Here is a 22,644-nt window from a genome sequence, read left to right as displayed (position 1 = left end):
GATGACATGTAGAGACCGACCCGCATTCGGGTCGGTCTTTTTCTCGTTTTGTGCAGAGGTCGCAAAGGCGGGCTCCACTTGTAAAAAGTGCGTGGACTCGCGCGGTGAAACGGGATATATTAATATGTGGTACTAAGTTCGGTGGAACTGAAAGAGGGTTGTCATTCTGAAGAAGTCTGAACGCCGCTATGCCTTGGTTGCTTTGTTGGAGCAAAATCCGTTCGCCACGGATGAACAACTCGCTGAGCGGTTTGGCGTCAGTGTGGCGACTATCCGACTCGACCGCAGCGCGCTGCACATCCCTGAAGCACGAGAGCGGATTCGTCGCGTCGCGTCAGACCGTCAGGATGATTTGCGCTCATTGGACGAACAAGAGTTGATTGGGCGTCTAATCAAGTTGGAACTCAATCGATACGCCGAGTCCGATTTGACGATTCAACCCGTGCACGTCTTTCGTAGGACGGGTATCGTTCGCGGACATATTTTGTTTGCACAGATAAATTCCTTGGCTACGGCACTGATGGACGCCGACGTGGCACTGACCGCCAAGGCGGAACTCCGGTTTTCACGACCCGTTCACCTTGGGGACAACGTACGGGCCCGTGTGGATGTCATCGGAGAGCACGGTGACGTCGTCCGGTGTCGTGCCGTGAGCCAGGTAAATTCGGAGATAGCCGTCCAGGGCATCGTCTGGGTTCAAAAAGATCCGACGGACCTTGGAGCGGATTTAATGGATGAGGGGGAAGCTCGGTGATCACGATGGCCGTAGATGCGATGGGTGGGGATTATGCACCTGTCGCGCCGGTAGAAGCTGTTTGCCAAGCTGCAAAGTCGTTTTCGGATACACAGTTCGTGTTGATCGGGGACGAATCGCAGCTGATGGCGGCGGCAAAGGGGGACATTCCAAACAACGTGACGCTGAGGCATACCGATGTGGTCATTGCGGCGGACGACGAACCTGTTCGGGCGGTTCGTCGCAAAGCGGAGTCATCACTTGTCATGGCAGCCAAGATGGTGGCTGACGGGGAAGCTGACGTGATGGTGTCCGCGGGGAACACGGGCGCGATTATGGCCGCTGGCATGCTTGTCATAGGTCGATTGCCCAGTGTGGATAGGCCGGCCTTAGCGCCGGTGTTGCCGACGTTTGACGGCAGGGGGGTGCTCCTTCTCGACGCGGGCGCGACGATGGATGCGAGCCCCGAGAATTTGGTGACCTACGCCTATATGGCGACAGAGTATGCGAAGCACGTTCTGGATATCGAAAACCCGCGAGTGGGGCTCCTGAATGTCGGGACTGAGGACACGAAGGGAAATGCTATCGCAAAGGCGACGTTCCCTCTGTTAACGCAATCTCGTCTCAACTTCGTCGGGAATGTAGAATCGCGGGAGATGATGGCCGGTTCCGTCGCGGACGTCGTCGTTTGCGACGGCTTTGTCGGCAATGTCGTGCTGAAGCTGGCGGAAGGAATCGGGCTGGGGCTGTTCAGTGGAATTAAAGAGACATTGACATCGAGCTTTATGTCTCGCGTGGCTGGTAGTATCATTCGGGGCAAGTTTCGCGAGTTTCGCAATCGATACGACTGGGCCGAATACGGAGGAGCGCCGTTCCTCGGCGTCGCTGGCGGACTCATCAAGGCGCATGGCAGCAGCAATCCGCGCGCTTGGTATATGGCTTTGTCGCAAGCGAGAAAATTTGTTGCAAATGACGTGTTGTCGAAATTATCATCTGCGATGGAAGATCGTCAGGAATGATTTTTAAAGGGGGAACTTCATGACAGGGCGCGTACGGGCGGGGATCCTCGGAACAGGGTCTGCATTACCCAAACGGGTATTGACTAATGCCGATTTGGAGCAGATGGTGGAGACCAATAACGAGTGGATTGTGACACGTACTGGGATTGAGGAGCGGAGGATCGCAGAACCGGGCGAAGCGACATCGGACTATGTGGCAGTCGCGTGTCAGCGAGCGTTGGAAATGAGTGGCGTCTCGCCTTCTGACGTCGATATGTTGATCTGTGCGACGGTTACACCGGATCATGCGTTTCCATCAACCGGCAACATCGTTCAAGAACGCCTAGGTCTGACGAAGGCAAGTGCATTCGATTTGAGTGCAGCTTGTAGTGGTTTTCTTTACGCTCTGTCATTGGGGACGTCGATGATTGAAGCGGGGCGCGCGAAGTATGTGCTCGTGTCCGCCGGCGACATTCTATCGCGTATCGTGGATTACACGGACCGCACTACGTGTGTGCTGTTCGGCGATGGCGCCGGTGCGGTACTGCTCGGTCCTGCACATGGCGACAGCGGTGTGATGTCGTTTAACATTCACTCCGATGGCAGTGGGAAAGACACCCTCTATCTCAAGGCTGGGGGATCGCGTTATCCTGCGACGCAGGAAACCGTGGCGAGTGGCGATCACTATCTCAAGATGGCGGGGCGCGATACGTTCAAATTCGCGGTTCAAGCGATGGTCAGCGCCACGGAAGAGGTGTTGGAACAAGCTGGGCTGCAACCGGAAGACGTGGCGCTCTACGTACCGCATCAGGCGAATTTGAGAATTATTGACGCCGCAAGACGTCGCTTCCATATTCCGGATGACCGGGTGGCGCTCACACTGAATAAGTACGGCAACACTTCTGGCTCATCCATTCCGATCGCGCTCGACGAGTTTTATCGGGCAGGTCGCGTGAAAAAAGGCGACGTTGTGCTGTGCGTGGGGTTTGGCGCAGGCCTTACTTGGGGCGCCGCCGCATTTCGTTTGTAGGAGGAGCACAGAATGAAAACCGGTATCGTCTTTCCTGGACAGGGTTCGCAATACGTGGGGATGGGCGCGGCGCTGATACGCGAGTACAGCGTCGCGCGCGACACGTTTGCACAGGCGGATGAACGCCTCGGCTTTGGCCTCACGAAACTATGTTTAGAAGGGCCAGAGGACGAACTTCGACTGACGTACTACACCCAACCGGCACTCTTGACGGCGAGCATCGCGTTTTATCGCGTGCTGGCGCAACGCGTTCCGCTGGCGCCGATTGTCGCGGCGGGGCACAGCCTTGGGGAATATAGCGCACTGGTCGCCGCCGGCTCTCTAGCCTTTGGCGACGCAGTGCATTTAGTACATAGGCGGGGGAGGTTGATGGACGAAGCCGTTCCGGCTGGACAAGGGGCTATGGCGGCCGTGCTCGGCCTCGACGAACAACCGCTGGCACTCGTGTGTAAAGAAGTGATGGATGCAACCGGAGAGGTCGTCGAACTGGCGAACCTCAACTGCCCGGGCCAAATTGCTATCTCGGGCACCGTGGCTGGCGTGGCACAGGCGTCCGACCTGGCGAAAGAACGAGGTGCAAAGCGGGCCATCCCGCTCACGGTGAGCGGGCCGTTCCACTGCAGCTTGATGCGTCCGGCTGCGGAGGCGTTTGGCGCTCTGCTCGATGAGACTCCAATTGCAGACGCGACCATTCCGGTCGTCGCAAACGTGGACGCACAGGCGAATCAGGAAGCTGCGGCCATTCGCGATGCGTTAAAACGCCAACTGTATTCGCCTGTTCGCTGGACGGATGACGTCTTGACGATGCAGCGCATGGGCGTTGAGCGCATTTTGGAGCTTGGCCCTGGAACCGTTTTGTCGGGCCTGATTCGCAAAATCGACAGAGGGATTCCGACTGCGCACGTGGAAGATGAAACGACACTCGCAGAAGCGATGGAACTGCTCAGCAATTAGGAGGAACTTCGTTGGAAGGCAAAGTATCTATCGTTACGGGCGCCTCGCGAGGGATTGGCCGCGCAATCGCCACGCTGCTCGGCGCAAATGGCGGGAAAGTTCTCGTCAATTACCAGGGACGCGAAGATGCGGCAAAGGAAACCGCACAGCTCATCGAAGCTGCAGGTGGGCAAGCTATTGTCGAGCGGGCTGACGTAAGCGTCGCAGAGGACGCCAAGCGGCTCGTCGATGTGGCTGTGGCGACGTTTGGGCGAGTCGACATCCTGGTCAACAACGCGGGTATTGCTCGCGATGGCCTGCTGATGAGAATGAAGGACGAAGACTGGGATGACGTACTCAATACCAACCTGCGCGGCGCGTTTTACATGACGCGGCAGGTGGCTCGTCCGATGATGAAACAACGGGATGGTCGGATTATCAACATCACGTCCGTCTCCGGGATCATGGGAAACGCGGGCCAAGTGAACTATTCGTCTGCGAAGGCCGGCATGATTGGGTTGACGAAGGCTTCTGCAAAGGAGCTCGCCGCGCGTAACATCACGGTGAACGCCGTCGCTCCCGGGTACATCTCGACGGAGATGACGGAGGTGCTTGGCGACGATGTCACCGAGCACATGTTAAGTGCGATACCGCTTGGTCGACCAGGAACACCCGAGGACGTCGCGGCAGTTGTCGAGTTTCTCGCATCTGATGCCGCACGATATATCACGGGCCAAGTCTTGAATGTCGACGGCGGCATGGTCATGTAGTATACTGCTGAAGGAGGTGAGAGGATGGCGAACGATACGTTTGAACGCGTTCAGAAAATCGTGGTCGACCGCTTGAGTGTCGATGCTGATAAGATTACGATGGAAGCCACCTTTAAGGATGATCTTGGGGCGGATTCGTTGGACATCGTCGAGCTGATCATGGAATTAGAAGACGAGTTCGACTTGGAAATCTCTGACGAGGATGCTGAGAAGATCAGCACCGTAGGTGATGTAGTTACATACATCAGCGCTCACCAGGGATAATCAGACGCGTCACATTTGGACAGTCCCGTGCGCGAGCCGGGGCTTTCTGCTGTATAGAGGGGGTGACAACGTGACACGAAGAGTAGTTGTGACAGGTCTCGGTGTCGTGACGCCCGTCGGGAATGATGTGCCTACTTTTTGGGCAAATCTACTCGCCGGTAAGTCAGGCATTCGCGAGATCGATCGCTTTGATACGACGGATTATCCGACGAAGATAGCTGGGCTCGTCAACGATTTTCAACCGGAGCGCTACATCGACAAGAAGGAAATCCGCCATATGGATTTGTTCACGCAGTACGCTGTGTGCGCGGCCCACGAGGCGATGGAGCATTCGGGATTGGAAGTTACGGATGAGAATCGGGATCGGATTGGGGTTTATATCGGTTCCGGTATCGGCGGTATTGGAACGACGCTGAGCAACTATCGCATCTTGCTCGAGCGCGGGCCGAAACGTGTGAGTCCATTCCTGGTGCCGATGATGATCAGCGACATGGCGACTGGACAAGTTTCCATCGATTTTGGCTTGCGCGGTCCGAACAGTGCCCCTGTTTCAGCATGTGCGACAGGCTCCCACGCAATCGGTGATGCGTTCAAGTTGATTCAGCGTGGAGCAGCGGACGCGATGGTTGCCGGCGGCGCAGAAGCGGCGGTCGTCGATATCGCACTAGCGGGCTTCAGCAATATGAAGGCCCTGTCGGGTCGCAACGACGACCCAACACACGCGAGCCGTCCATTCGAAAAGGACCGTGACGGATTTGTCATGGGCGAAGGTGCCGGTATCGTGGTTCTGGAGGAGCTCGAGTTTGCACAGCGGCGGGGTGCGAATATCCTTGGAGAAATTGTCGGCTACGGCATGTCTGGGGACGCTTACCACGTAACGGCACCGGCTCCAGATGGAAACGGTGCGGCGCGCGTGATGACGGCTGCTCTTGAAGATGCAGGTATTGATCCGACGACCATCGATTATATTAATGCGCATGGAACGTCGACGGAGTTTAACGACCGCATCGAAACACTCGCGGTTAAGCAGGTGTTTGGTGACCACGCCTACAAGTTGGCGATGAGCTCGATTAAGTCGATGACAGGTCACCTGTTAGGAGCTGCTGGCGGCGTCGAGGGCGTAGCCTGTGTATTGACGCTCAAGGACGGAATCATTCCTCCCACGACGAACTATGACACGCCAGATCCGGAATGTGATTTGGATTATGTGCCGAATGTCGCCCGTAAGAGCGATGTGCAGTACGTGATGTCGAATTCATTTGGGTTTGGTGGGCATAATGCTTCGTTGATTTTCAAGAAGTACTGATTTAGCAAAGGCCCTCGAATCTGCGATTCGCGGGTTTGAGCGGACAACCTATTCGTTTACAGGTAGTTGTGGCAAGCCCCTGGCATTGACCGGGGGCTTTGTACCATTCAGGGTTTTGAGGGGCCGTCGCTGCGGGCGCGTTAGCGGCAGCGCCTCAAGATCTCCGACAGGGAGAGACAGCGTTGAAATCCAAATGGGATGAGCTCCAAGATAATTTGAATATGCACTTTAAAGAAATTAATCTCTTGAAACAGGCGTTTACGCACGCATCTTATCGCAATGAGCACCGAAAAGCGCAGATTCAGGACAACGAGCGCTTGGAATTCCTCGGAGACGCCGTTTTAGAGTTGCTGATCAGCGATTTTCTGTTTAACGCATATCCGCACATGCCTGAGGGCGAGCTGACGAGGATGCGGGCCGCAATCGTGTGTGAGCCGTCACTTGTGATGTTTGCAAAGCGCCTGGCCTTTGACGAATACGTCCGCCTTGGGCGCGGTGAGGAGAGATCCGGCGGCCGCAGGCGACCTGCGCTGTTGGCGGATGTCTTTGAAGCGTTTTTGGGTGCGCTCTACATAGACCAAGGGATCGATCGCGTTCGCGAGTTTGTCGACACGTACATCATTCCACATCTCGCGGACGCGAAGGTGGGTGTCGACTATAAGACCGCGTTGCAAGAGTGGGTGCAGCAGCGTATGGGCGTATCGTTGCGCTACGTCATCGTCGAAGAACGGGGACCGGCGCATGCGCGGGAGTTCGTGGTGCACGTTCAGGTTGGTGATACCGTGATGGGTATCGGTGCCGGAAAGTCCAAGAAGGAAGCTGAACAGCAGGCGGCTGCTGCGGCTTTGAAGTCGTTTATGGATAACGCTTCCGAGGAGCGGGACACGAGTGTATCTAAAACAGATTGAAATCGTGGGTTTCAAATCGTTTGCCGAAAAGAGCAAATTGGTGCTGGCGCCTGGCGTGACGGGCGTCGTCGGCCCGAACGGGAGTGGCAAGAGCAATATCGCGGACGCCATTCGCTGGGTGCTAGGCGAACAGAGCGTCAAAAATTTGCGCGGGAGCAAGATGGAAGACGTCATCTTCGCGGGGAGTGACATGCGCAAACCTACCAATCTGTGTGAGGTATCGCTCGTTCTCGACAATGAGGACAGGCATCTGCAGGTCGTCTTCGACGAGGTCACGATTACGAGGCGCGTATTTCGATCCGGCGACAGTGAGTACTTCATCAATCGCCAACCGTGCCGGTTAAAGGATATCCACGAGCTGTTTATGGATACAGGCCTCGGCCGTGAGGCGTACTCCATTATCGGACAGGGTAAAATCGAAGAGATGTTATCCACCCGCTCAGAGGACCGGCGAGGTCCCTTCGAGGATGCTGCAGGTATCGTCAAGTTTAAGCACCGCCGACGGGAGGCCGAGCGCAAGCTCGAGGAGACGAAGGCGAATCTGGTACGGGTAGAAGATATATTGGCAGAGCTCGAAGAGCAAGTCGGGCCGCTCGAGAAGGAGAAAGATCGGGCTGAGCAGTATCGCGAGTTGGCCGATGCCTTAGAGGAAGCGGATATTACCTTGCTCGTGGTCGAGATCGACAAGTTGAACGCCCGCTTCAAGCAGGCGGCGGTGGGTGTAAACGACCGCCAGGCAGAGCGGGATGTCGCGCAGTTGGCCGCACAGGAGGCGGAAGCCAATTGGCAGGCGGAACGCGACAGGCTTGACGCGCTCACGCAGCAGGTGGAAGAGCTTCAACAGAGTTACGTGGCGCTTGTTGAGCGCAGGCAGAAGCAGCAAGGTGATTTGGCTTTAGTTGAACAGGAACTGGGCTATTTAGAGGAAACAGAGCGCGCTCGCGTTGCGCAACAGGCACAGCACGCGGAAGAGCTCAAGGCGCTCGAAGCGAGCGTTGAACAACTTCGTCAGTCGTATCAGACCGCTGAGGGCGGATTGCACGTGAAGTCTGGCGAACTGGAAGTCGCTGCCGAAGGCTCTAAGGATGAGCGGCGGGTTGAGATCTCCTCGCGGATAGACCACCTCAATGCGGAGTACATCGAGGCAAATCACCGTGCGGCTACCTTGCGCAACGAGTTGAAGATGTTGGACGAGCAGGTCGAGTCGGATGCGGGAAAACGCACGAAATATGAGCAGGACGCCGCCAGATGGACGGAGCAAATCGCAGCGGCGGACACCGCCATGGAAGACGTCAAGACGTCGATGGAGGAGCTGACGACTGCGCTTGAGGCGTCGGCGGATGAAATCCGGACTTGTGATGCCGAATACGAGAAAGCCACCGCCGCGGAGGCGAAAGCTGTATCAGAACTGCACAAGGTCCAAGCGGATATACAAACCTTGTCCGCACGGCTTGACCTCCTTCGCGACTTGGAAGAGGGGTATGACGGTTACGCACTCGGCGTTCGAACCGTGATGCAACAGGCGAGCCGGAATCGGTTGTCTGGGGTCCACGGCACGGTGGCGGAGCTTATCCGCGTCCAGAAGGACGTCGAGACGGCTGTCGAGACCGCGCTTGGCGGAGCGCTGCAGAACATCGTGGTGGCGACGGAAGCCGACGCGCGAGCGGCCATTCAGATGCTGAAACAGCGCCAGGCGGGTCGTGCGACGTTTATGCCCATCGATGTGATTCAGTCGCGTCGTCTGCGGGAAGCCGATATCGCGAAAGTGCGAGGGCAGCGGGGATTCGTCGGCATCGCAAGCGATCTCGTCGAGACGGACGCGCAGTTCCACGTGGCCGTGGAACACCTGCTCGGCAATGTGGTCGTCGCCGACACGCTGGAGCATGCGAACGCCCTCGCCCGCGTTCTGCAGTATCGCGTGCGCATCGTCACCTATCAAGGCGACGTCGTTGCACCTGGCGGTATCATGAGTGGGGGACACCACCAGCGCAAGGGACCGGGTCTGCTTGGGCGTTCGCGGGAGCGGGCGGATGTCGAGACCCGGCTCGGCGAGTTGCAAAGTCGCGAAACCGCATTGCGCGAGCAGCAGGCGCAGTCCCGCCGCACGGTCACCGAAGCGCAGGCGAAGCGGACCGAGGCACAACGCGTCCTAGAACAACATGCGACGACGAGGCAGACGCTGGAAGGCAAGTTGCGCGAACTCACCTATACAAAGACGTCGGCGGAGGAGCGTTTAGCCGCGTTGCAGTGGGAGTTTCAACAACTGGCTTCGGGCAAGGAAACGATTTTACAGCGCCACGAGGAAGCGGTTCAGGCACTCGCCAAAACGGATGCCGAACTCGTTTCCATTTCGGAGGCGATGGTCGCCGAGCGCGAGGCGTTGGCCGAGTTTGAAAAGCAGCAACAGTTGATGCAGGACCGGTTGACTGGCTTGCGAATTGAAGTCGCCACATTGCGCCAAGAGCGCGACACCTTACGCGTAAGGTTGGAGGAGGCCTCGCAGCGCAAGGCCAGGTTGGAACAGATGGTGGCGACCGCGGTGGCCGATTCCGCGGCGTTTATGGAACGCAAAGCGCGGTTGCAAGAACAGGCAAAGCGTGCGTCGGAGCAGGTGACCACGCTTGTCGACGAGGTCGCAGAGCGGCAAGCGCACCTCGATGATGCACGGCAGGCGCGCTTACAACTTGAGGGTGAAGTGCGCCGTCTGGAACAGGTGGTCACCGCGCACCGCCAGGCGGTACGACAAGCGGATGAGTTGTTACACCGGGCGCAAGTGGCTTCTGAACGCGCCGATGCGGATTTGGCTCACGCGTTGCAAAAAATGGGTGACACGTTCGGGATGACGTATGAATGGGCCAAGGAACGATATCCGCTCACGACGACCCCTGAGGAATTGGAACGTGAGGTGCAGCGACTGCGCCGTTCCATTCAGGCGCTGGGTGATGTCAATCTCGGCGCTATCGAGGAATACGCGCGGTTGGCGGAGCGCATTGGTTTCTTGACTCAGCAGCGCGACGACTTGGTGTCCGCGCAGGAGAAACTCGATCAGCTGATCCTGGAGATCGATACCGAGATGGCCAACCGGTTCATGGAGACGTTTACCCAGATTCAGCGCGAGTTCGCCAAGTCGTTTGAGATTCTGTTTGGCGGCGGCGAGGCGCGACTTGAGCTTACGAATCCAGAAGATCCGCTCACGACGGGCATCGACGTCATCGCCAAGCCCCCTGGGAAGCGCCTGCAGAACTTGAACCTGTTGTCGGGTGGCGAGCGTGCGTTGACGGCGATGGCATTGTTGTTTGCCATCTTGCGCGTACGACCTGTGCCGTTTTGCGTCCTGGACGAGGTAGAGGCAGCGCTCGACGAGGCGAATGTCTCGCGATTTGCCCAGCAGCTCCGCGTATTCGCCGGGGAGACGCAGTTCATCGTCATCACGCACCGCCGCGGTACGATGGAAGAGGCAGACGCGCTCTACGGCGTGACGATGCCAGAACGTGGCGTTTCGTCCCTTGTGAGTGTACGATTGGCAGACGAGCTCGATTTTGAGACCGCGTGAGTGACACTCGCGCGGTCTTGTCGGTCTGTACGACACAGGTCGCCAGGCGAACACCTAGAAATGAAGTTTCGAGCAGGCTGGAGATGACGGATGCGACGTCAATCGAAAGGGGAATTTTTCGCATGGGGTTGTTTGACCGCTTTAAAAAAGGTCTTCAAAAATCGCGCACGACGCTCGCGGAACGGCTGGGCAACGTGTTTCGTTCACGCAAGCTGGACGAGTCTGTGTTCGAGGAGATGGAAGAGGCGTTTATCGCTGCCGATATGGGCGTAGAGACGGCTATGGCGCTCGTCGAGGACGTCCGCGCGCTGGCTCGCAAGCATCGCATTGAACAAGCCGAGGATTTGCCCGATTTGATGGTCGAAGCGATGTCCTCTATGCTTTCCGAAGCGGACAGCAGCATGAATTTCGCCACCGATGGTCCGACGCTAGTGTTGGTTGTCGGCGTCAACGGGGCTGGCAAGACGACTTCGATTGGCAAACTGGCCAACTACTACTTACAGCAAAACAAACGTGTGCTGCTGGCGGCTGCCGACACGTTCCGCGCGGCAGCGATCGAACAATTGCTCGCCTGGGGGGAACGGGCTGGCTGCGACGTCGTGCGGCACAGTCAGGGGGCTGATCCAGCGGCGGTGGTCTTTGACGCCATTCAGGCAGGAACGGCGCGCAATGTGGATATCATTCTCTGCGATACGGCGGGTCGCCTCCAGAATAAGTCGCATCTGATGTCCGAACTCGCCAAAATCCGCAAGGTTGCCGCTCGCGAATTGCCGGGGGCACCTCACGAGGTGCTGCTCGTGCTCGACGGGACGACAGGGCAAAACGGGCTGAGCCAGGCGAAGGTGTTCAAGGAAGTCGTCGACGTCACGGGCATCGTCGTCACGAAGTTGGACGGCACGGCGAAGGGCGGCATCGTCATCCCGATTGTGCACGAACAAAAGATCCCGGTGAAGTGGATCGGACTCGGTGAGCAGATGGACGATTTGCAGCCATTTGACGCGCGTGCCTTCTCGGAGGCCGTCTGTCGCCCGTAGCGCCCGCGCGGTTGCATCGCAATATTGTGGCCGGATCGAAAAAGCAGGGTGTAAAGGAGATATACTTGACAGTGTCTTCTTCAACGGATAATATGGATGAGGTCACTCGGATGGGCGATTTGTACGACTTCTATGGGGCACTCTTGACGGTCAGGCAGCGTCAGATCATCGAGATGTACCATTTGGAAGATTGGTCGCTCAGCGAGATTGCGGAGTCGCTCGAGATCAGCCGCCAAGCGGTTCACGACCAGTTGCGCCGAGCAGGCGAACAGTTGGAGCAGTACGAATCGGCACTTCAACTGCGGGCGGCTGCTAGAGGCCAACGCGAGGCTTGGAGTCACCTGATGTCCGTTTGGACGCACGTCAAACAAGAACTCGCCTCGTCGTCGCAAGTGGCCATGGCGGAGGCATTACAGTTGCTCTTTCAGAAGCTGACAGGATTCACGGGAGGTGATGTAGATGCTTGAAGGATTGTCGAGTAGCCTTCAGAAGGCGATGGGCCGTCTTCGCAGCAAAGGGAAGTTGACCGAGGCGGATGTCGCGGAGGCGATGCGCGAAGTGCGCTTGGCGCTCTTGGCGGCGGACGTGAACGTGAAGGTCGTGCGAGACTTTGTGGAGCGCGTGCGGGAGAGGGCTGTCGGACAAGACGTCCAAAAGAGCCTCACACCGGGTCAACAGGTGATTCGAATCGTCTATGAGGAACTCACCGAACTGATGGGCGGTACCCAATCGCGTATCCAGATGGCGTCGAAGCCCCCTACTGTCATCATGCTTGTGGGTCTGCAAGGTGCCGGTAAGACGACGGCTATCGCGAAGCTCGCTCTATCGTTTCGCCAACATCAGCATCGACCGCTGTTGGTGGCGGCCGACGTCTATCGTCCGGCTGCTATCGATCAATTGCACGTCCTCGGTCGGCAAGTCGATATCCCGGTATTCGACATGGGAACGCAGACGTCTCCCGTCGAGATCGTTCGCCAGGGTATGCAGGAAGCCGAGCGCCAGGGTGCGGACGTCGTGCTGGTGGATACCGCCGGGCGATTGCACATCGACGAGGACTTGATGGCGGAGCTCGATCACATCAAGTCGGCTGTACAACCCAATGAAGTCCTGCTCGTCGTCGATTCGATGACGGGGCAAGACGCGGTTCACGTGGCAGAGGCATTTCATCAGCGTTTAGATGTCACCGGCGTGATTTTGACCAAGTTGGATGGCGACGCGCGAGGCGGTGCCGCGTTGACAGTCCGTGCCGTGACCGGGTGCCCGATCAAATATGTGGGCCTCGGCGAGAAAATCGAGCCTTTGGAACCGTTCCATCCGGATCGGCTGGCGTCTCGAATTCTCGGCATGGGGGATGTGTTGAGCCTCATCGAGCGGGCCCAAGAACGGTTCGATCTCGACAAGGCCAAAGAGATGGAAGAACGCATGCGTTCCTCCACATTCACCTTGAATGACTTCCAGGAGATGTTCCGCCAAGTTCGCAACTTGGGACCTCTAGATCAGGTCATGAAGATGATCCCTGGAATGAACAAGCTCAAGGGCATTGAGAACGTCGATTTGAACGACAAGCGTTTCGTTCGAATGGATGCCATCATCTCCTCGATGACGGCTGCAGAACGACTGGATCCAAGCGTGATGAACGCCGGTCGTCGTCGTCGCATTGCCAACGGCAGTGGGACGACCGTCAGAGAGGTCAATCAATTGCTCAACCAGTTTGAGCAAACGCAACAAATGATGAAACGAATGTCCGGTTTGGGCAAGAAGATGGGGCGTCGCAATGCGATGAGCGCTCTCAAGTCCATGGGTGGACTCGGCGGGCTCGGAGGATTGAAAGACGCGGCACAGCTTGCCAACCTAGAGGAATCGTTGACATCGAAGGGGACGTCGCACGAGCCACGACAGCGACATCACCGCGCGAAAAAGAAGCGCAAATAACAAATGTTTCGGAGGTGGTCTTCGTGGCAGTAAAAATTCGTTTGAAGCGTATGGGTGCAAAGAAGAATCCGTTCTACCGTTTGGTTGTAGCAGAATCCCGTTCTCCTCGCGACGGTCGTTTTGTTGAGGAAATTGGCACGTACAATCCACTCACACAGCCGGAGCAGATTAAAATTGACGAGGAACGCGCACTGTATTGGTTAGGAACCGGTGCACAACCTTCGGATAAAGTCCGCTATTTGTTCCACCTGGAAGGAATTCTTAAGAAATTTCACGAACAAAAACTTCAGAAGTGAACCTGTGGGCGGCTGTGTGCCGCCCTTCGGAGTGATCTGACGTGAAAGAACTTGTACAGTACCTCGTGTCCTGTTTGGTGGACCACCCGGATGCGGTCGAGGTTGTAGAAGTGCAGGACTTTGACGCAATCACCTATCGCGTCAAAGTCCACGCCGAAGACATGGGGCGAGTCATCGGGCGACAGGGCCGCATTGCCAAGGCTATCCGCAACGTGGTGAGCGCGGCTGCGTACCGACAAAAGAAACGCGTATTTGTCGACATTCAGTCTTGACGATTGTCGTCATGGAGAAGGGGAGATACGGTTGGAAATTCGTCAACCCGTCGCAGTCAAATTGGTCTTGACCGAAGCGACCAAGCAACAGATCATTCAAGAACAACGGCGTCAAATCGAGCAGGTCATGAACGAGCTCGAGCAGATTGAGACGCAGGGCAAGGAAGCGCTTGCCCAGGCGATGGCGCAAGGCGGGGAATTGGCCCAGCAGGTTCGCCAACAAATCGAGAACGAGAAGAATACCCGCGAGCATCGCCGTGAGGAATTGTTCCAACAGATGCAACAAATTCAACAGATGGAACTCGGTACCGAGATTCAAAATATGACGGTTGAAACCGTGGTTTCCGTGAAACCGGGAGACGACTGGACAAAGGTTCTGCTTGGGGCGGAAATCATCGTTCGGGACGGCATCATCCAAGAAATTCGTCAGAACGGCCAGAAAATCGAGGGTTGACGCAGTCGAATGACACTCCCAAGGGTTCAGCACATGGTGTTGGACCTTTTTTTGTGGAAATGGAGAGGTGAAGGATGACTTCGTACTACACCGTTGGTGTAATGACCAAACCACATGGACTTCGCGGCGAGATGAAGGTGTACCCGCGCACCGACTTTGCGAAGAAGCGATTCAGCCCCGGGTCTAAGCTGTACGTGCGGCCCGAGGGCGGATCGCCGATCGCACAGGTGGAGGTTCGCTCCGGTCGCAGGCAACAGAATATGTGGATCGTCGGCTTCGAGGACCTGCAATCCATTCACGACGTCGAACGGTGGCGCGGCATGGAACTTTGTGTGGAGGAATCGGACCTCGAGCCACTGCCCGAAGGCACATATTACATTCACCAACTGATTGGGCTTCAGGTATATACAGACGAGGGGACGTTCGTCGGCGAATTGAAGGAGGTCCTTACTCCGGGCGCGAATGACGTGTATGTGGTCCGTGGGCCGCTCGCCAAGGACGACGTCTTGTTGCCGGCGATTCCAGACTGTATTCAAAAGGTCGATCTCGCCGCCAATCGCATGACCGTCCACCTCTTACCGGGGCTCCTCGGCGACGACGAAGATTAAGGAAGGGCCGACTTGACATGGCATTGAACATATTTGTGCTCACACTGTTCCCGCAAATGTTTTCCGGCGTGTTTGGTGAGAGTATGATGAAGCGCGCTTTCGAGAGCGATGTCGCAAATATTGAATATGTCGACTTTCGGCAATTTGCCAAAGACAAGCACCATACGGTCGACGATACGACGTTTGGCGGCGGTGCAGGGATGTTACTGAAGCCGGAACCGCTCTTTTTAGCCATGGACGACATCAATCGACGCCATGGAACGGTGGAGCCCCCGGCAGGCCGCGTGATCATGCTCTCGCCCCAGGGGCGGCGCTTCAATCAGGAAATCGCACGCGAGTACGCCGAGTGTGAGCGGCTCACATTTTTGTGCGGGCATTACGAAGGGTTTGATGACCGCGTTCGTCAACAGCTCGTCACCGAGGAGCTCTCGCTCGGGGACTTCGTGATGACGGGCGGTGAAATTGCGGCGATGGCGGTGACTGACACGGTTGTCCGCCTGTTGCCTGGCGTGCTTGGCAACGCAGTTTCGTTAGAGGATGAGTCGCACGCCAGCGGGCTGCTCGAGTACCCCCAGTATACGCGTCCGGCTTCTTTCCGGGGCATGGACGTGCCGCCGACACTCCTCTCGGGCAACCATCAACTGATCGCAAAGTGGCGACTGCGTCACGCGCTGTACCGCACTTGGCGTGAACGGCCGGATCTCCTGTCAACGGCGATGCTCGACGATGAAGAGCGAGCGTGGTTGGCCAAGTTCGAGCGGGGAGACTTCAGTGACATCGATATCCCGTGACATTCTGGATGTCGCGCGCCTGTTGAGCTCGTCGTCACAGTTGTAAAAAGGGGGCTACAGCAGGCGCACAGATTGATGGCTGTATCCCGGGGAAGGAGCGCCTGCTGTAGCCAATGTATCGTATGGCGTCTAGCTGTGCAGCGTTCAAGTAGCTTCTCCACGAGGTGTATACCTTCCTCTCGTAGGTCGGCGCTTAGATTCGCCCTGTTTCCACCGTGGGCACGTACGAGTTGCGTCCCGCGAATGCGCTTGCTTGTGTCCGAACATGTTGTGTCCGAACATGTTGTGTCCGAACATGTACTGTGACGCGCTGTGACGCGCTGTGACGCCGACCCAATGATGAGGTGCGCATATCCGCTATCGCACTCCCCTGTCTGCTTGACATACTACACGTAGTCGTGATATATTAGTCGCTGTCGCTTCGGTGACGCTGTGATACCCAAATGTCTCGCGTCACTTTGGATTTGGGCTTTGGCCCAACTTGTTCAACTATCGGTTCATATGAATCGATGAAGAAAGTTCCAGTGACAACGACGGTGCATTCGTGGTATATTGTCTGAGCTGCTTCGGCGGCACTGATTGATTTGGTTCCTTGAAAACTAAACACACACGCCTAAAAGTTTCGGTCGAGACGACAGTCGTCGTCGAGACATTAGAAGTAACGCCAGTAACATTTTTTGAGAGTTTGATCCTGGCTCAGGACGAACGCTGGCGGCGTGCCTAATACATGCAAGTCGAGCGGACATCTTTTGATGTCAGCGGCGGACGGGTGAGTAACACGTGGGCAATCTGCCTGTCAGACTGGAATAACACTCGGAAACGGGTGCTAATGCTGGATGACACATGGGAAGGCATCTTCCTGTGTTGAAAGGTGCAACTGCATCGCTGATAGAGGAGCCCGCGGCGCATTAGCTAGTTGGTGAGGTAACGGCCCACCAAGGCGACGATGCGTAGCCGACCTGAGAGGGTGACCGGCCACACTGGGACTGAGACACGGCCCAGACTCCTACGGGAGGCAGCAGTAGGGAATCTTCCGCAATGGGCGCAAGCCTGACGGAGCAACGCCGCGTGAGCGAAGAAGGCCTTCGGGTTGTAAAGCTCTGTTGCTCGGGGAGAGCGACAAGGAGAGTGGAAAGCTCCTTGTGAGACGGTACCGAGTGAGGAAGCCCCGGCTAACTACGTGCCAGCAGCCGCGGTAATACGTAGGGGGCAAGCGTTGTCCGGAATCACTGGGCGTAAAGCGTGCGTAGGCGGTTGTGTAAGTCTGAAGTGAAAGTCCAAGGCTCAACCTTGGGATTGCTTTGGAAACTGCATAACTTGAGTGCTGGAGAGGCAAGGGGAATTCCACGTGTAGCGGTGAAATGCGTAGATATGTGGAGGAATACCAGTGGCGAAGGCGCCTTGCTGGACAGTGACTGACGCTGAGGCACGAAAGCGTGGGGAGCAAACAGGATTAGATACCCTGGTAGTCCACGCCGTAAACGATGAGTGCTAGGTGTTGGGGGGACACACCCCAGTGCCGAAGGAAACCCAATAAGCACTCCGCCTGGGGAGTACGGTCGCAAGACTGAAACTCAAAGGAATTGACGGGGGCCCGCACAAGCAGTGGAGCATGTGGTTTAATTCGAAGCAACGCGAAGAACCTTACCAGGGCTTGACATCCCTCTGACCGGGCTAGAGATAGTCCTTCCCTTCGGGGCAGAGGAGACAGGTGGTGCATGGTTGTCGTCAGCTCGTGTCGTGAGATGTTGGGTTAAGTCCCGCAACGAGCGCAACCCTTGACCTGTGTTACCAGCACGTAGTGGTGGGGACTCACAGGTGACTGCCGGCGTAAGTCGGAGGAAGGCGGGGATGACGTCAAATCATCATGCCCTTTATGTCCTGGGCTACACACGTGCTACAATGGGCGGTACAACGGGAAGCGAAGCCGCGAGGTGGAGCGAAACCTAAAAAGCCGTTCGTAGTTCGGATTGCAGGCTGCAACTCGCCTGCATGAAGCCGGAATTGCTAGTAATCGCGGATCAGCATGCCGCGGTGAATCCGTTCCCGGGCCTTGTACACACCGCCCGTCACACCACGAGAGTCGGCAACACCCGAAGTCGGTGAGGTAACCTTTCAGGAGCCAGCCGCCGAAGGTGGGGTTGATGATTGGGGTGAAGTCGTAACAAGGTAGCCGTATCGGAAGGTGCGGCTGGATCACCTCCTTTCTACGGAGAAACAAGGCTTTTAGGACGTGGGTGTTTAGTTTTGAGGGAGCCAAAGCCCTTGTGGCTAGGTAAACTCAAGGTACCTTGGCAACTGAATATGGAACAACCTCGAATAAGTAAAACCGGTAACCGTAAATGCGTAACAGGTTAACGAAACCGGATTTATAGATGGAATAATCACGTTTGTGGTTAGGAAGTCAAAACGGTGAAGTTAGAAAGAGCGCACGGAGGATGCCTAGGCGCCAAGAGCCGAAGAAGGACGGGGCGAACACCGAAATGCCACGGGGAGCTGTAAGCGAGCACTGAGCCGTGGATGTCCGAATGGGGAAACCTGCTAGTGTGAAGCGCTAGTATCGTGCACTGAATTCATAGGTGTACGGAGGCAACCGAGGGAACTGAAACATCTAAGTACCTCGAGGAAAAGAAAGCGAACGCGATTCCGTAAGTAGTGGCGAGCGAAAGCGGAGAAGCCTAAACCGTATACGTGGTACAGACTGCAGTCGATGCGTATGCGGGGTCGAGGGGCTGTTGGTGGCAACCTGCAGGGAGCCAGCAGGAAGCAATTCGTAGGAGAACGGCATGGGAAGGTCGGCCATAGACGGTGAGAGCCCGGTAACCGAAACGGATTGTGGAATGTGCAACAGACCCCAAGTACTGCGGGACACGAGAAATCCCGTGGGAATCTGGGAGGACCACCTCCTAAGGCTAAATACTCCTTGGCGACCGATAGCGGATAGTACCGTGAGGGAAAGGTGAAAAGAACCGCGGGAGCGGAGTGAAATAGAACCTGAAACCGTGTGCTTACAAGCAGTCGGAGCATCTTTAAGGTGTGACGGCGTGCCTTTTGTAGAATGAACCGGCGAGTGATGATGGCAAGCAAGGTGAAGGCGAAGGAGCCTGTGCCGAAGCGAAAGCGAGTCTGAATAGGGCGGTATAGTTTGTCGTCATCGACCCGAAACCGGGTGATCTACCCCTGGTCAGGGTGAAGTGCGGGTAACACCGCATGGAGGCCCGAACCCACTGGCGTTGAAAAGCCAGGGGATGAACTGGGGGTAGGGGAGAAATTCCAATCGAACCCGGAGATAGCTGGTTCTCCCCGAAATAGCTTGAGGGCTAGCGTCAGGGAATGAGAAGTGGAGGTAGAGCACTGATTGGGTGCGGGGCCCGCGAGGGTTACCAAGCCTAGTCAAACTGCGAATGCCACTTTGTCGAAGAACCTGGCAGTCAGACTACGAGTGATAAGACCCGTGGTCAAGAGGGAAACAGCCCAGACCAACAGCTAAGGTCCCAAAGTACTGGTTCAGTGGGGAACGATGTGGCGTTGCACAGACAACCAGGATGTTGGCTTAGAAGCAGCCACCATTTAAAGAGTGCGTAATAGCTCACTGGTCGAGTGGCGCTGCGCGGAAAATGTAACGGGGCTAAACCAGACACCGAAGCTATGGATGGAAACATGGTAGGGGAGCGTTCCATTTGCGGGGAAGCTGAACTGAGAGGTTTGGTGGAGCGGATGGAAGTGAGAATGCCGGTATGAGTAGCGAAAAGACAAGTGAGAATCTTGTCCGCCGAAAGCCCAAGGTTTCCTGGGGAAGGCTCGTCCGCCCAGGGTAAGTCGGGACCTAAGGCGAGGCCGAAAGGCGTAGTCGAAGGACAACAGGTTGAAATTCCTGTACCACCAACATCGCGATTGAGCGAAGGGGTGACGCAGGAGGCTGAGGGAAGCGGCCGGATGGAAGAGGCCGTCCAAGCAGCGAGCGAGGGGTGTAGGCAAATCCGCACCCTATGAATCGTGAGCTGTGATGGGGAGGGAAGTACAGTACCGAAGTCCCATAAGTCACACTGCCAAGAAAAGCCTCTAGCGAGTGGTGAGGTGCCCGTACCGGAAACCGACACAGGTGGGCGCGTGGAGAACACGAAGGCGCGCGGGAGAACTCTCGTTAAGGAACTCGGCAAAATGGCCCCGTAACTTCGGGAGAAGGGGCGCTTCGAGAGAAGCCGCAGTGAAAAGGCCCAAGCGACTGTTTAGCAAAAACACAGGTCTCTGCGAAGCCGAAAGGCGAAGTATAGGGGCTGACGCCTGCCCGGTGCTGGAAGGTTAAGAGGAGGGGTAAGCCGCAAGGCGAAGCTCTGAATTGAAGCCCCAGTAAACGGCGGCCGTAACTATAACGGTCCTAAGGTAGCGAAATTCCTTGTCAGGTAAGTTCTGACCCGCACGAAAGGCGTAACGACTTGGGCGCTGTCTCAACGAGAGACCCGGTGAAATTGTAATACCTGTGAAGATGCAGGTTACCCGCGGTTAGACGGAAAGACCCCGTGGAGCTTGACTGTAGCTTGATATGGGATACGGGTACGTCATGTACAGGATAGGTGGGAGACAGAGAAGCTTGGGCGCCAGCCTGAGTGGAGTCGGCGTTGGGATACCACCCTTGAGGTACTTGTGTTCTAACCAATGGCCATGAAACTGGTCATGGGACAGTGTCAGGTGGACAGTTTGACTGGGGCGGTCGCCTCCTAAAGAGTAACGGAGGCGCCCAAAGGTTCCCTCAGCGCGGATGGAAATCGCGCGAAGCGTGTAAAGGCACAAGGGAGCTTGACTGCGAGACGGACAGGTCGAGCAGGGACGAAAGTCGGGCTTAGTGACCCGGTGGAACCGAGTGGAAGGGCCATCGCTCAACGGATAAAAGCTACCCCGGGGATAACAGGCTGATCTCCCCCAAGAGTTCACATCGACGGGGAGGTTTGGCACCTCGATGTCGGCTCATCGCATCCTGGGGCTGAAGTCGGTCCCAAGGGTTGGGCTGTTCGCCCATTAAAGCGGTACGCGAGCTGGGTTCAGAACGTCGTGAGACAGTTCGGTCCCTATCTGCCGCGGGCGCAGGATACGTGAGAGGGGTCGTCCTTAGTACGAGAGGACCGGGATGAACCGACCGCTGGTGTACCAGTTGTTTCGCCAGAAGCATAGCTGGGTAGCCAAGTCGGGAAAGGATAAGCGCTGAAAGCATCTAAGCGCGAAGCCTGCCTCAAGATAACGTATCCCATTCCGTTAGGGAAGTAAGACCCCTTGAAGAAGACAAGGTAGATCGGTCTGGCGTGGAAGCGTAGTGATACGTGGAGCGGACAGATACGAATCGGTCGAGGGCTTCACCCGATGAACAGAAGAAGAGGTTGTTCCATGATTCAGGCGCGAGATAAGGGACCCTGAGGGAAGCAGAAATGCGGACCTCGGGGTCTTTTTGTGTTGGTCGGGGATTGGGGCGATGCTGCGGCGGAGATAGACTGGACGTAAGGGCGGGTTGGTGGAAGGCACTAGCACATAGCCTTACGTCGACGGGATCATCCACACACGTCTTGTACAGGCGATTCTTGTCCTTTGGTCGAACATAGAAACCACCCTCATTGGCCTTAGCCTGGATTTGAGCCAATACGTACACCAACTGGTATGGCTCTCTAGCAAGTTACCGGGGCTGTGGGAATCGTCGCGTATGAGTGTAGAAACTGCCCCACAGTCGGCCGTGCGGCCCTGCAACCTAGCGTTGGGACCGACCCTGAGAGATTTAACGCGTATGCGCTGGTCTGGCCCTCAACAAGGGCGTTCGAGCGACGTAAAGACGCCATGAGGGGATGGAATGGATACGGGATGTAAAATAGCAGGTATCGCCTTGTTTGTGGAGAGGGACCACTCCGAATTCGATAAACTTATATTCACCGCTGACTGTAACTAATGAAGCCTTTATGACGACTTAAAAATGAACATTGCGTGACAGAAATTATCGAGAAAAGAGGATTGGCTTTGGCGAGGGACGTTGGTTGGTGAAAACGAGCCGACTCCGGGGAGTGGAAGAGGAACACTTTGTTTTCTAGGGTGGAGTTTGTGCTCCTGAAGAAGAGAAACCGGCAGCGATAGGGATTTGCTCGATCCGCGTACAACGTCGCACCGTCTGTCGCTGGGTACGTTTGACTGTAGTCCAACATCGAGTAGGATGAGTTAGATGAATGGGGAGTGAGAATGGGTGATGCGGTATATTCTCACCCCGTCTTTTCCCGCGTGGACAGTTATATGCTGTATGAGAACCGCGCTTTTTCGTAGATGATAGAGCGGTCTAATCAGTTTTTGCGTGAAAACGCCCTGTTTGCCTAGGTGCCATACGTTCGTTGTCTGTCAGTGCAGCGAGTTCACCGCAACGGGTGCGCTACGCTGGTATATCCGCTTCTCCCGGCTTGTTGTGGTCTAGTTACCCATAAAAATGGCGATTCCGCCCCCCTGTACAAAACACCGCGAGATCAGTACAATTGTCCAATGTGCCGCGTTTCTCGACCATGTAAAACGAGAAATTTGGTCACTGATAAAAATTCCAGTTGACCATAGTGGTGAAGTCGTGTTACTATTCATCTCGCTCTCCTATATCGCATGAAACGACGAGCGGTCGGGACGAGTGGAACGTAAGATTCATGTCGAAGTGGCGGAATCGGCAGACGCGCACGTTTGAGGGGCGTGTGGGGAAACCCGTGCGGGTTCAAGTCCCGCCTTCGACACCAAGTTGGTTTTGCCATTCAT

Annotated in this window: 17 protein-coding genes, 1 tRNA gene and 2 rRNA genes; all 20 read left to right on the top strand. The window is 56.3% G+C overall.

Annotated elements, in window-relative coordinates:
- The first annotated feature begins 163 nt into the window (after positions 1–163).
- The 20 genes from fapR (at position 164) to NZD89_RS18740 (ending at position 22,625) form a co-directional block, all read left to right on the top strand.
- Positions 164–754 carry a transcription factor FapR gene (fapR, locus tag NZD89_RS18835; RefSeq protein ID WP_268008540.1) on the top strand — a complete coding sequence of 197 codons (591 nt, stop codon included), beginning with the start codon at positions 164–166 and terminating at the stop codon, positions 752–754.
- Complete coding sequence (plsX, locus tag NZD89_RS18830; protein ID WP_268008539.1) at positions 754–1,752, top strand: phosphate acyltransferase PlsX; 999 nt, start codon at positions 754–756, stop codon at positions 1,750–1,752. Before fapR ends, plsX begins: the two co-directional genes overlap by 1 nt.
- Positions 1,753–1,771: 19 nt before the next feature.
- Complete coding sequence (locus tag NZD89_RS18825; RefSeq protein ID WP_268004277.1) at positions 1,772–2,761, top strand: beta-ketoacyl-ACP synthase III; 990 nt, start codon at positions 1,772–1,774, stop codon at positions 2,759–2,761.
- 12 nt (positions 2,762–2,773) lie between these two features.
- Entirely contained in the window at positions 2,774–3,715 is a 942-nt protein-coding gene (gene fabD / locus NZD89_RS18820; protein ID WP_268004276.1) for an ACP S-malonyltransferase, read from the top strand.
- Between the two features lie 11 nt (positions 3,716–3,726).
- Positions 3,727–4,464 carry a 3-oxoacyl-[acyl-carrier-protein] reductase gene (fabG, locus tag NZD89_RS18815; RefSeq protein WP_268004275.1) on the top strand — a complete coding sequence of 246 codons (738 nt, stop codon included), beginning with the start codon at positions 3,727–3,729 and terminating at the stop codon, positions 4,462–4,464.
- 24 nt (positions 4,465–4,488) lie between these two features.
- Positions 4,489–4,728, top strand: coding sequence for an acyl carrier protein (acpP, locus tag NZD89_RS18810; RefSeq protein ID WP_268004274.1), 240 nt, complete (start codon positions 4,489–4,491; stop codon positions 4,726–4,728).
- A 70-nt stretch (positions 4,729–4,798) separates the two neighbouring features.
- On the top strand, positions 4,799–6,034 hold the full coding sequence (gene fabF / locus NZD89_RS18805; RefSeq protein WP_268004273.1) for a beta-ketoacyl-ACP synthase II: 1,236 nt from the start codon (positions 4,799–4,801) through the stop codon (positions 6,032–6,034).
- A 182-nt stretch (positions 6,035–6,216) separates the two neighbouring features.
- Positions 6,217–6,942 (top strand): ribonuclease III, encoded by a 726-nt coding sequence (gene rnc / locus NZD89_RS18800; RefSeq protein ID WP_268004272.1) that lies wholly within the window; start codon positions 6,217–6,219, stop codon positions 6,940–6,942.
- Positions 6,923–10,495 carry a chromosome segregation protein SMC gene (gene smc, locus NZD89_RS18795; protein ID WP_268004271.1) on the top strand — a complete coding sequence of 1,191 codons (3,573 nt, stop codon included), beginning with the start codon at positions 6,923–6,925 and terminating at the stop codon, positions 10,493–10,495. Before rnc ends, smc begins: the two co-directional genes overlap by 20 nt.
- A 122-nt stretch (positions 10,496–10,617) precedes the next feature.
- Positions 10,618–11,529, top strand: coding sequence for a signal recognition particle-docking protein FtsY (gene ftsY, locus NZD89_RS18790; protein WP_268004270.1), 912 nt, complete (start codon positions 10,618–10,620; stop codon positions 11,527–11,529).
- A gap of 71 nt (positions 11,530–11,600) precedes the next feature.
- Entirely contained in the window at positions 11,601–11,996 is a 396-nt protein-coding gene (gene ylxM, locus NZD89_RS18785) for a YlxM family DNA-binding protein (RefSeq protein WP_268004268.1), read from the top strand.
- Complete coding sequence (gene ffh / locus NZD89_RS18780; RefSeq protein WP_268004267.1) at positions 11,989–13,461, top strand: signal recognition particle protein; 1,473 nt, start codon at positions 11,989–11,991, stop codon at positions 13,459–13,461. The genes ylxM and ffh overlap by 8 nt, the downstream gene beginning before the upstream one ends.
- Positions 13,462–13,484: 23 nt before the next feature.
- Positions 13,485–13,757: a 30S ribosomal protein S16 gene (rpsP, locus tag NZD89_RS18775; RefSeq protein ID WP_268004266.1), complete on the top strand. Its 273-nt coding sequence runs from the start codon at positions 13,485–13,487 to the stop codon at positions 13,755–13,757.
- 41 nt (positions 13,758–13,798) lie between these two features.
- On the top strand, positions 13,799–14,029 hold the full coding sequence (locus NZD89_RS18770; protein ID WP_268004265.1) for a KH domain-containing protein: 231 nt from the start codon (positions 13,799–13,801) through the stop codon (positions 14,027–14,029).
- Between the two features lie 31 nt (positions 14,030–14,060).
- Positions 14,061–14,483 (top strand): YlqD family protein, encoded by a 423-nt coding sequence (locus tag NZD89_RS18765; protein WP_268004264.1) that lies wholly within the window; start codon positions 14,061–14,063, stop codon positions 14,481–14,483.
- A 74-nt stretch (positions 14,484–14,557) separates the two neighbouring features.
- Positions 14,558–15,091 carry a ribosome maturation factor RimM gene (rimM, locus tag NZD89_RS18760; RefSeq protein WP_268004263.1) on the top strand — a complete coding sequence of 178 codons (534 nt, stop codon included), beginning with the start codon at positions 14,558–14,560 and terminating at the stop codon, positions 15,089–15,091.
- 23 nt (positions 15,092–15,114) lie between these two features.
- Positions 15,115–15,882 (top strand): tRNA (guanosine(37)-N1)-methyltransferase TrmD, encoded by a 768-nt coding sequence (trmD, locus tag NZD89_RS18755; protein ID WP_268008538.1) that lies wholly within the window; start codon positions 15,115–15,117, stop codon positions 15,880–15,882.
- A gap of 673 nt (positions 15,883–16,555) precedes the next feature.
- Positions 16,556–18,089: ribosomal RNA gene (locus NZD89_RS18750) — 16S ribosomal RNA — on the top strand.
- A gap of 204 nt (positions 18,090–18,293) precedes the next feature.
- Positions 18,294–21,237, top strand: a 23S ribosomal RNA gene (locus tag NZD89_RS18745).
- Together the 16S and 23S rRNA genes form the textbook arrangement of a ribosomal RNA operon.
- Positions 21,238–22,540: 1,303 nt before the next feature.
- Positions 22,541–22,625 (top strand) — tRNA-Leu (locus NZD89_RS18740).
- The last annotated feature ends 19 nt before the right edge of the window (positions 22,626–22,644 follow it).

The sequence above is a fragment of the Alicyclobacillus fastidiosus genome, assembly GCF_026651875.1.
GTDB classification, from domain to species: Bacteria; Bacillota; Bacilli; order Alicyclobacillales; family Alicyclobacillaceae; genus Alicyclobacillus; species Alicyclobacillus fastidiosus.
The sequence above is the reverse complement of the archived record's forward strand: the minus strand, read 5'-3'. Positions and strand labels throughout refer to the sequence as shown.

Excerpts from the sequence above, each read along its gene's own strand:
- NZD89_RS18825 (WP_268004277.1), top strand. The coding sequence starts at position 1,772 with ATGACAGGGCGCGTACGGGCGGGGATCCTCGGAACAGGGTCTGCATTA.
- fabD (WP_268004276.1), top strand. The coding sequence starts at position 2,774 with ATGAAAACCGGTATCGTCTTTCCTGGACAGGGTTCGCAATACGTGGGG.
- acpP (WP_268004274.1), top strand. The coding sequence starts at position 4,489 with ATGGCGAACGATACGTTTGAACGCGTTCAGAAAATCGTGGTCGACCGC.
- ftsY (WP_268004270.1), top strand. The coding sequence starts at position 10,618 with ATGGGGTTGTTTGACCGCTTTAAAAAAGGTCTTCAAAAATCGCGCACG.
- ffh (WP_268004267.1), top strand. The coding sequence starts at position 11,989 with ATGCTTGAAGGATTGTCGAGTAGCCTTCAGAAGGCGATGGGCCGTCTT.
- rimM (WP_268004263.1), top strand. The coding sequence starts at position 14,558 with ATGACTTCGTACTACACCGTTGGTGTAATGACCAAACCACATGGACTT.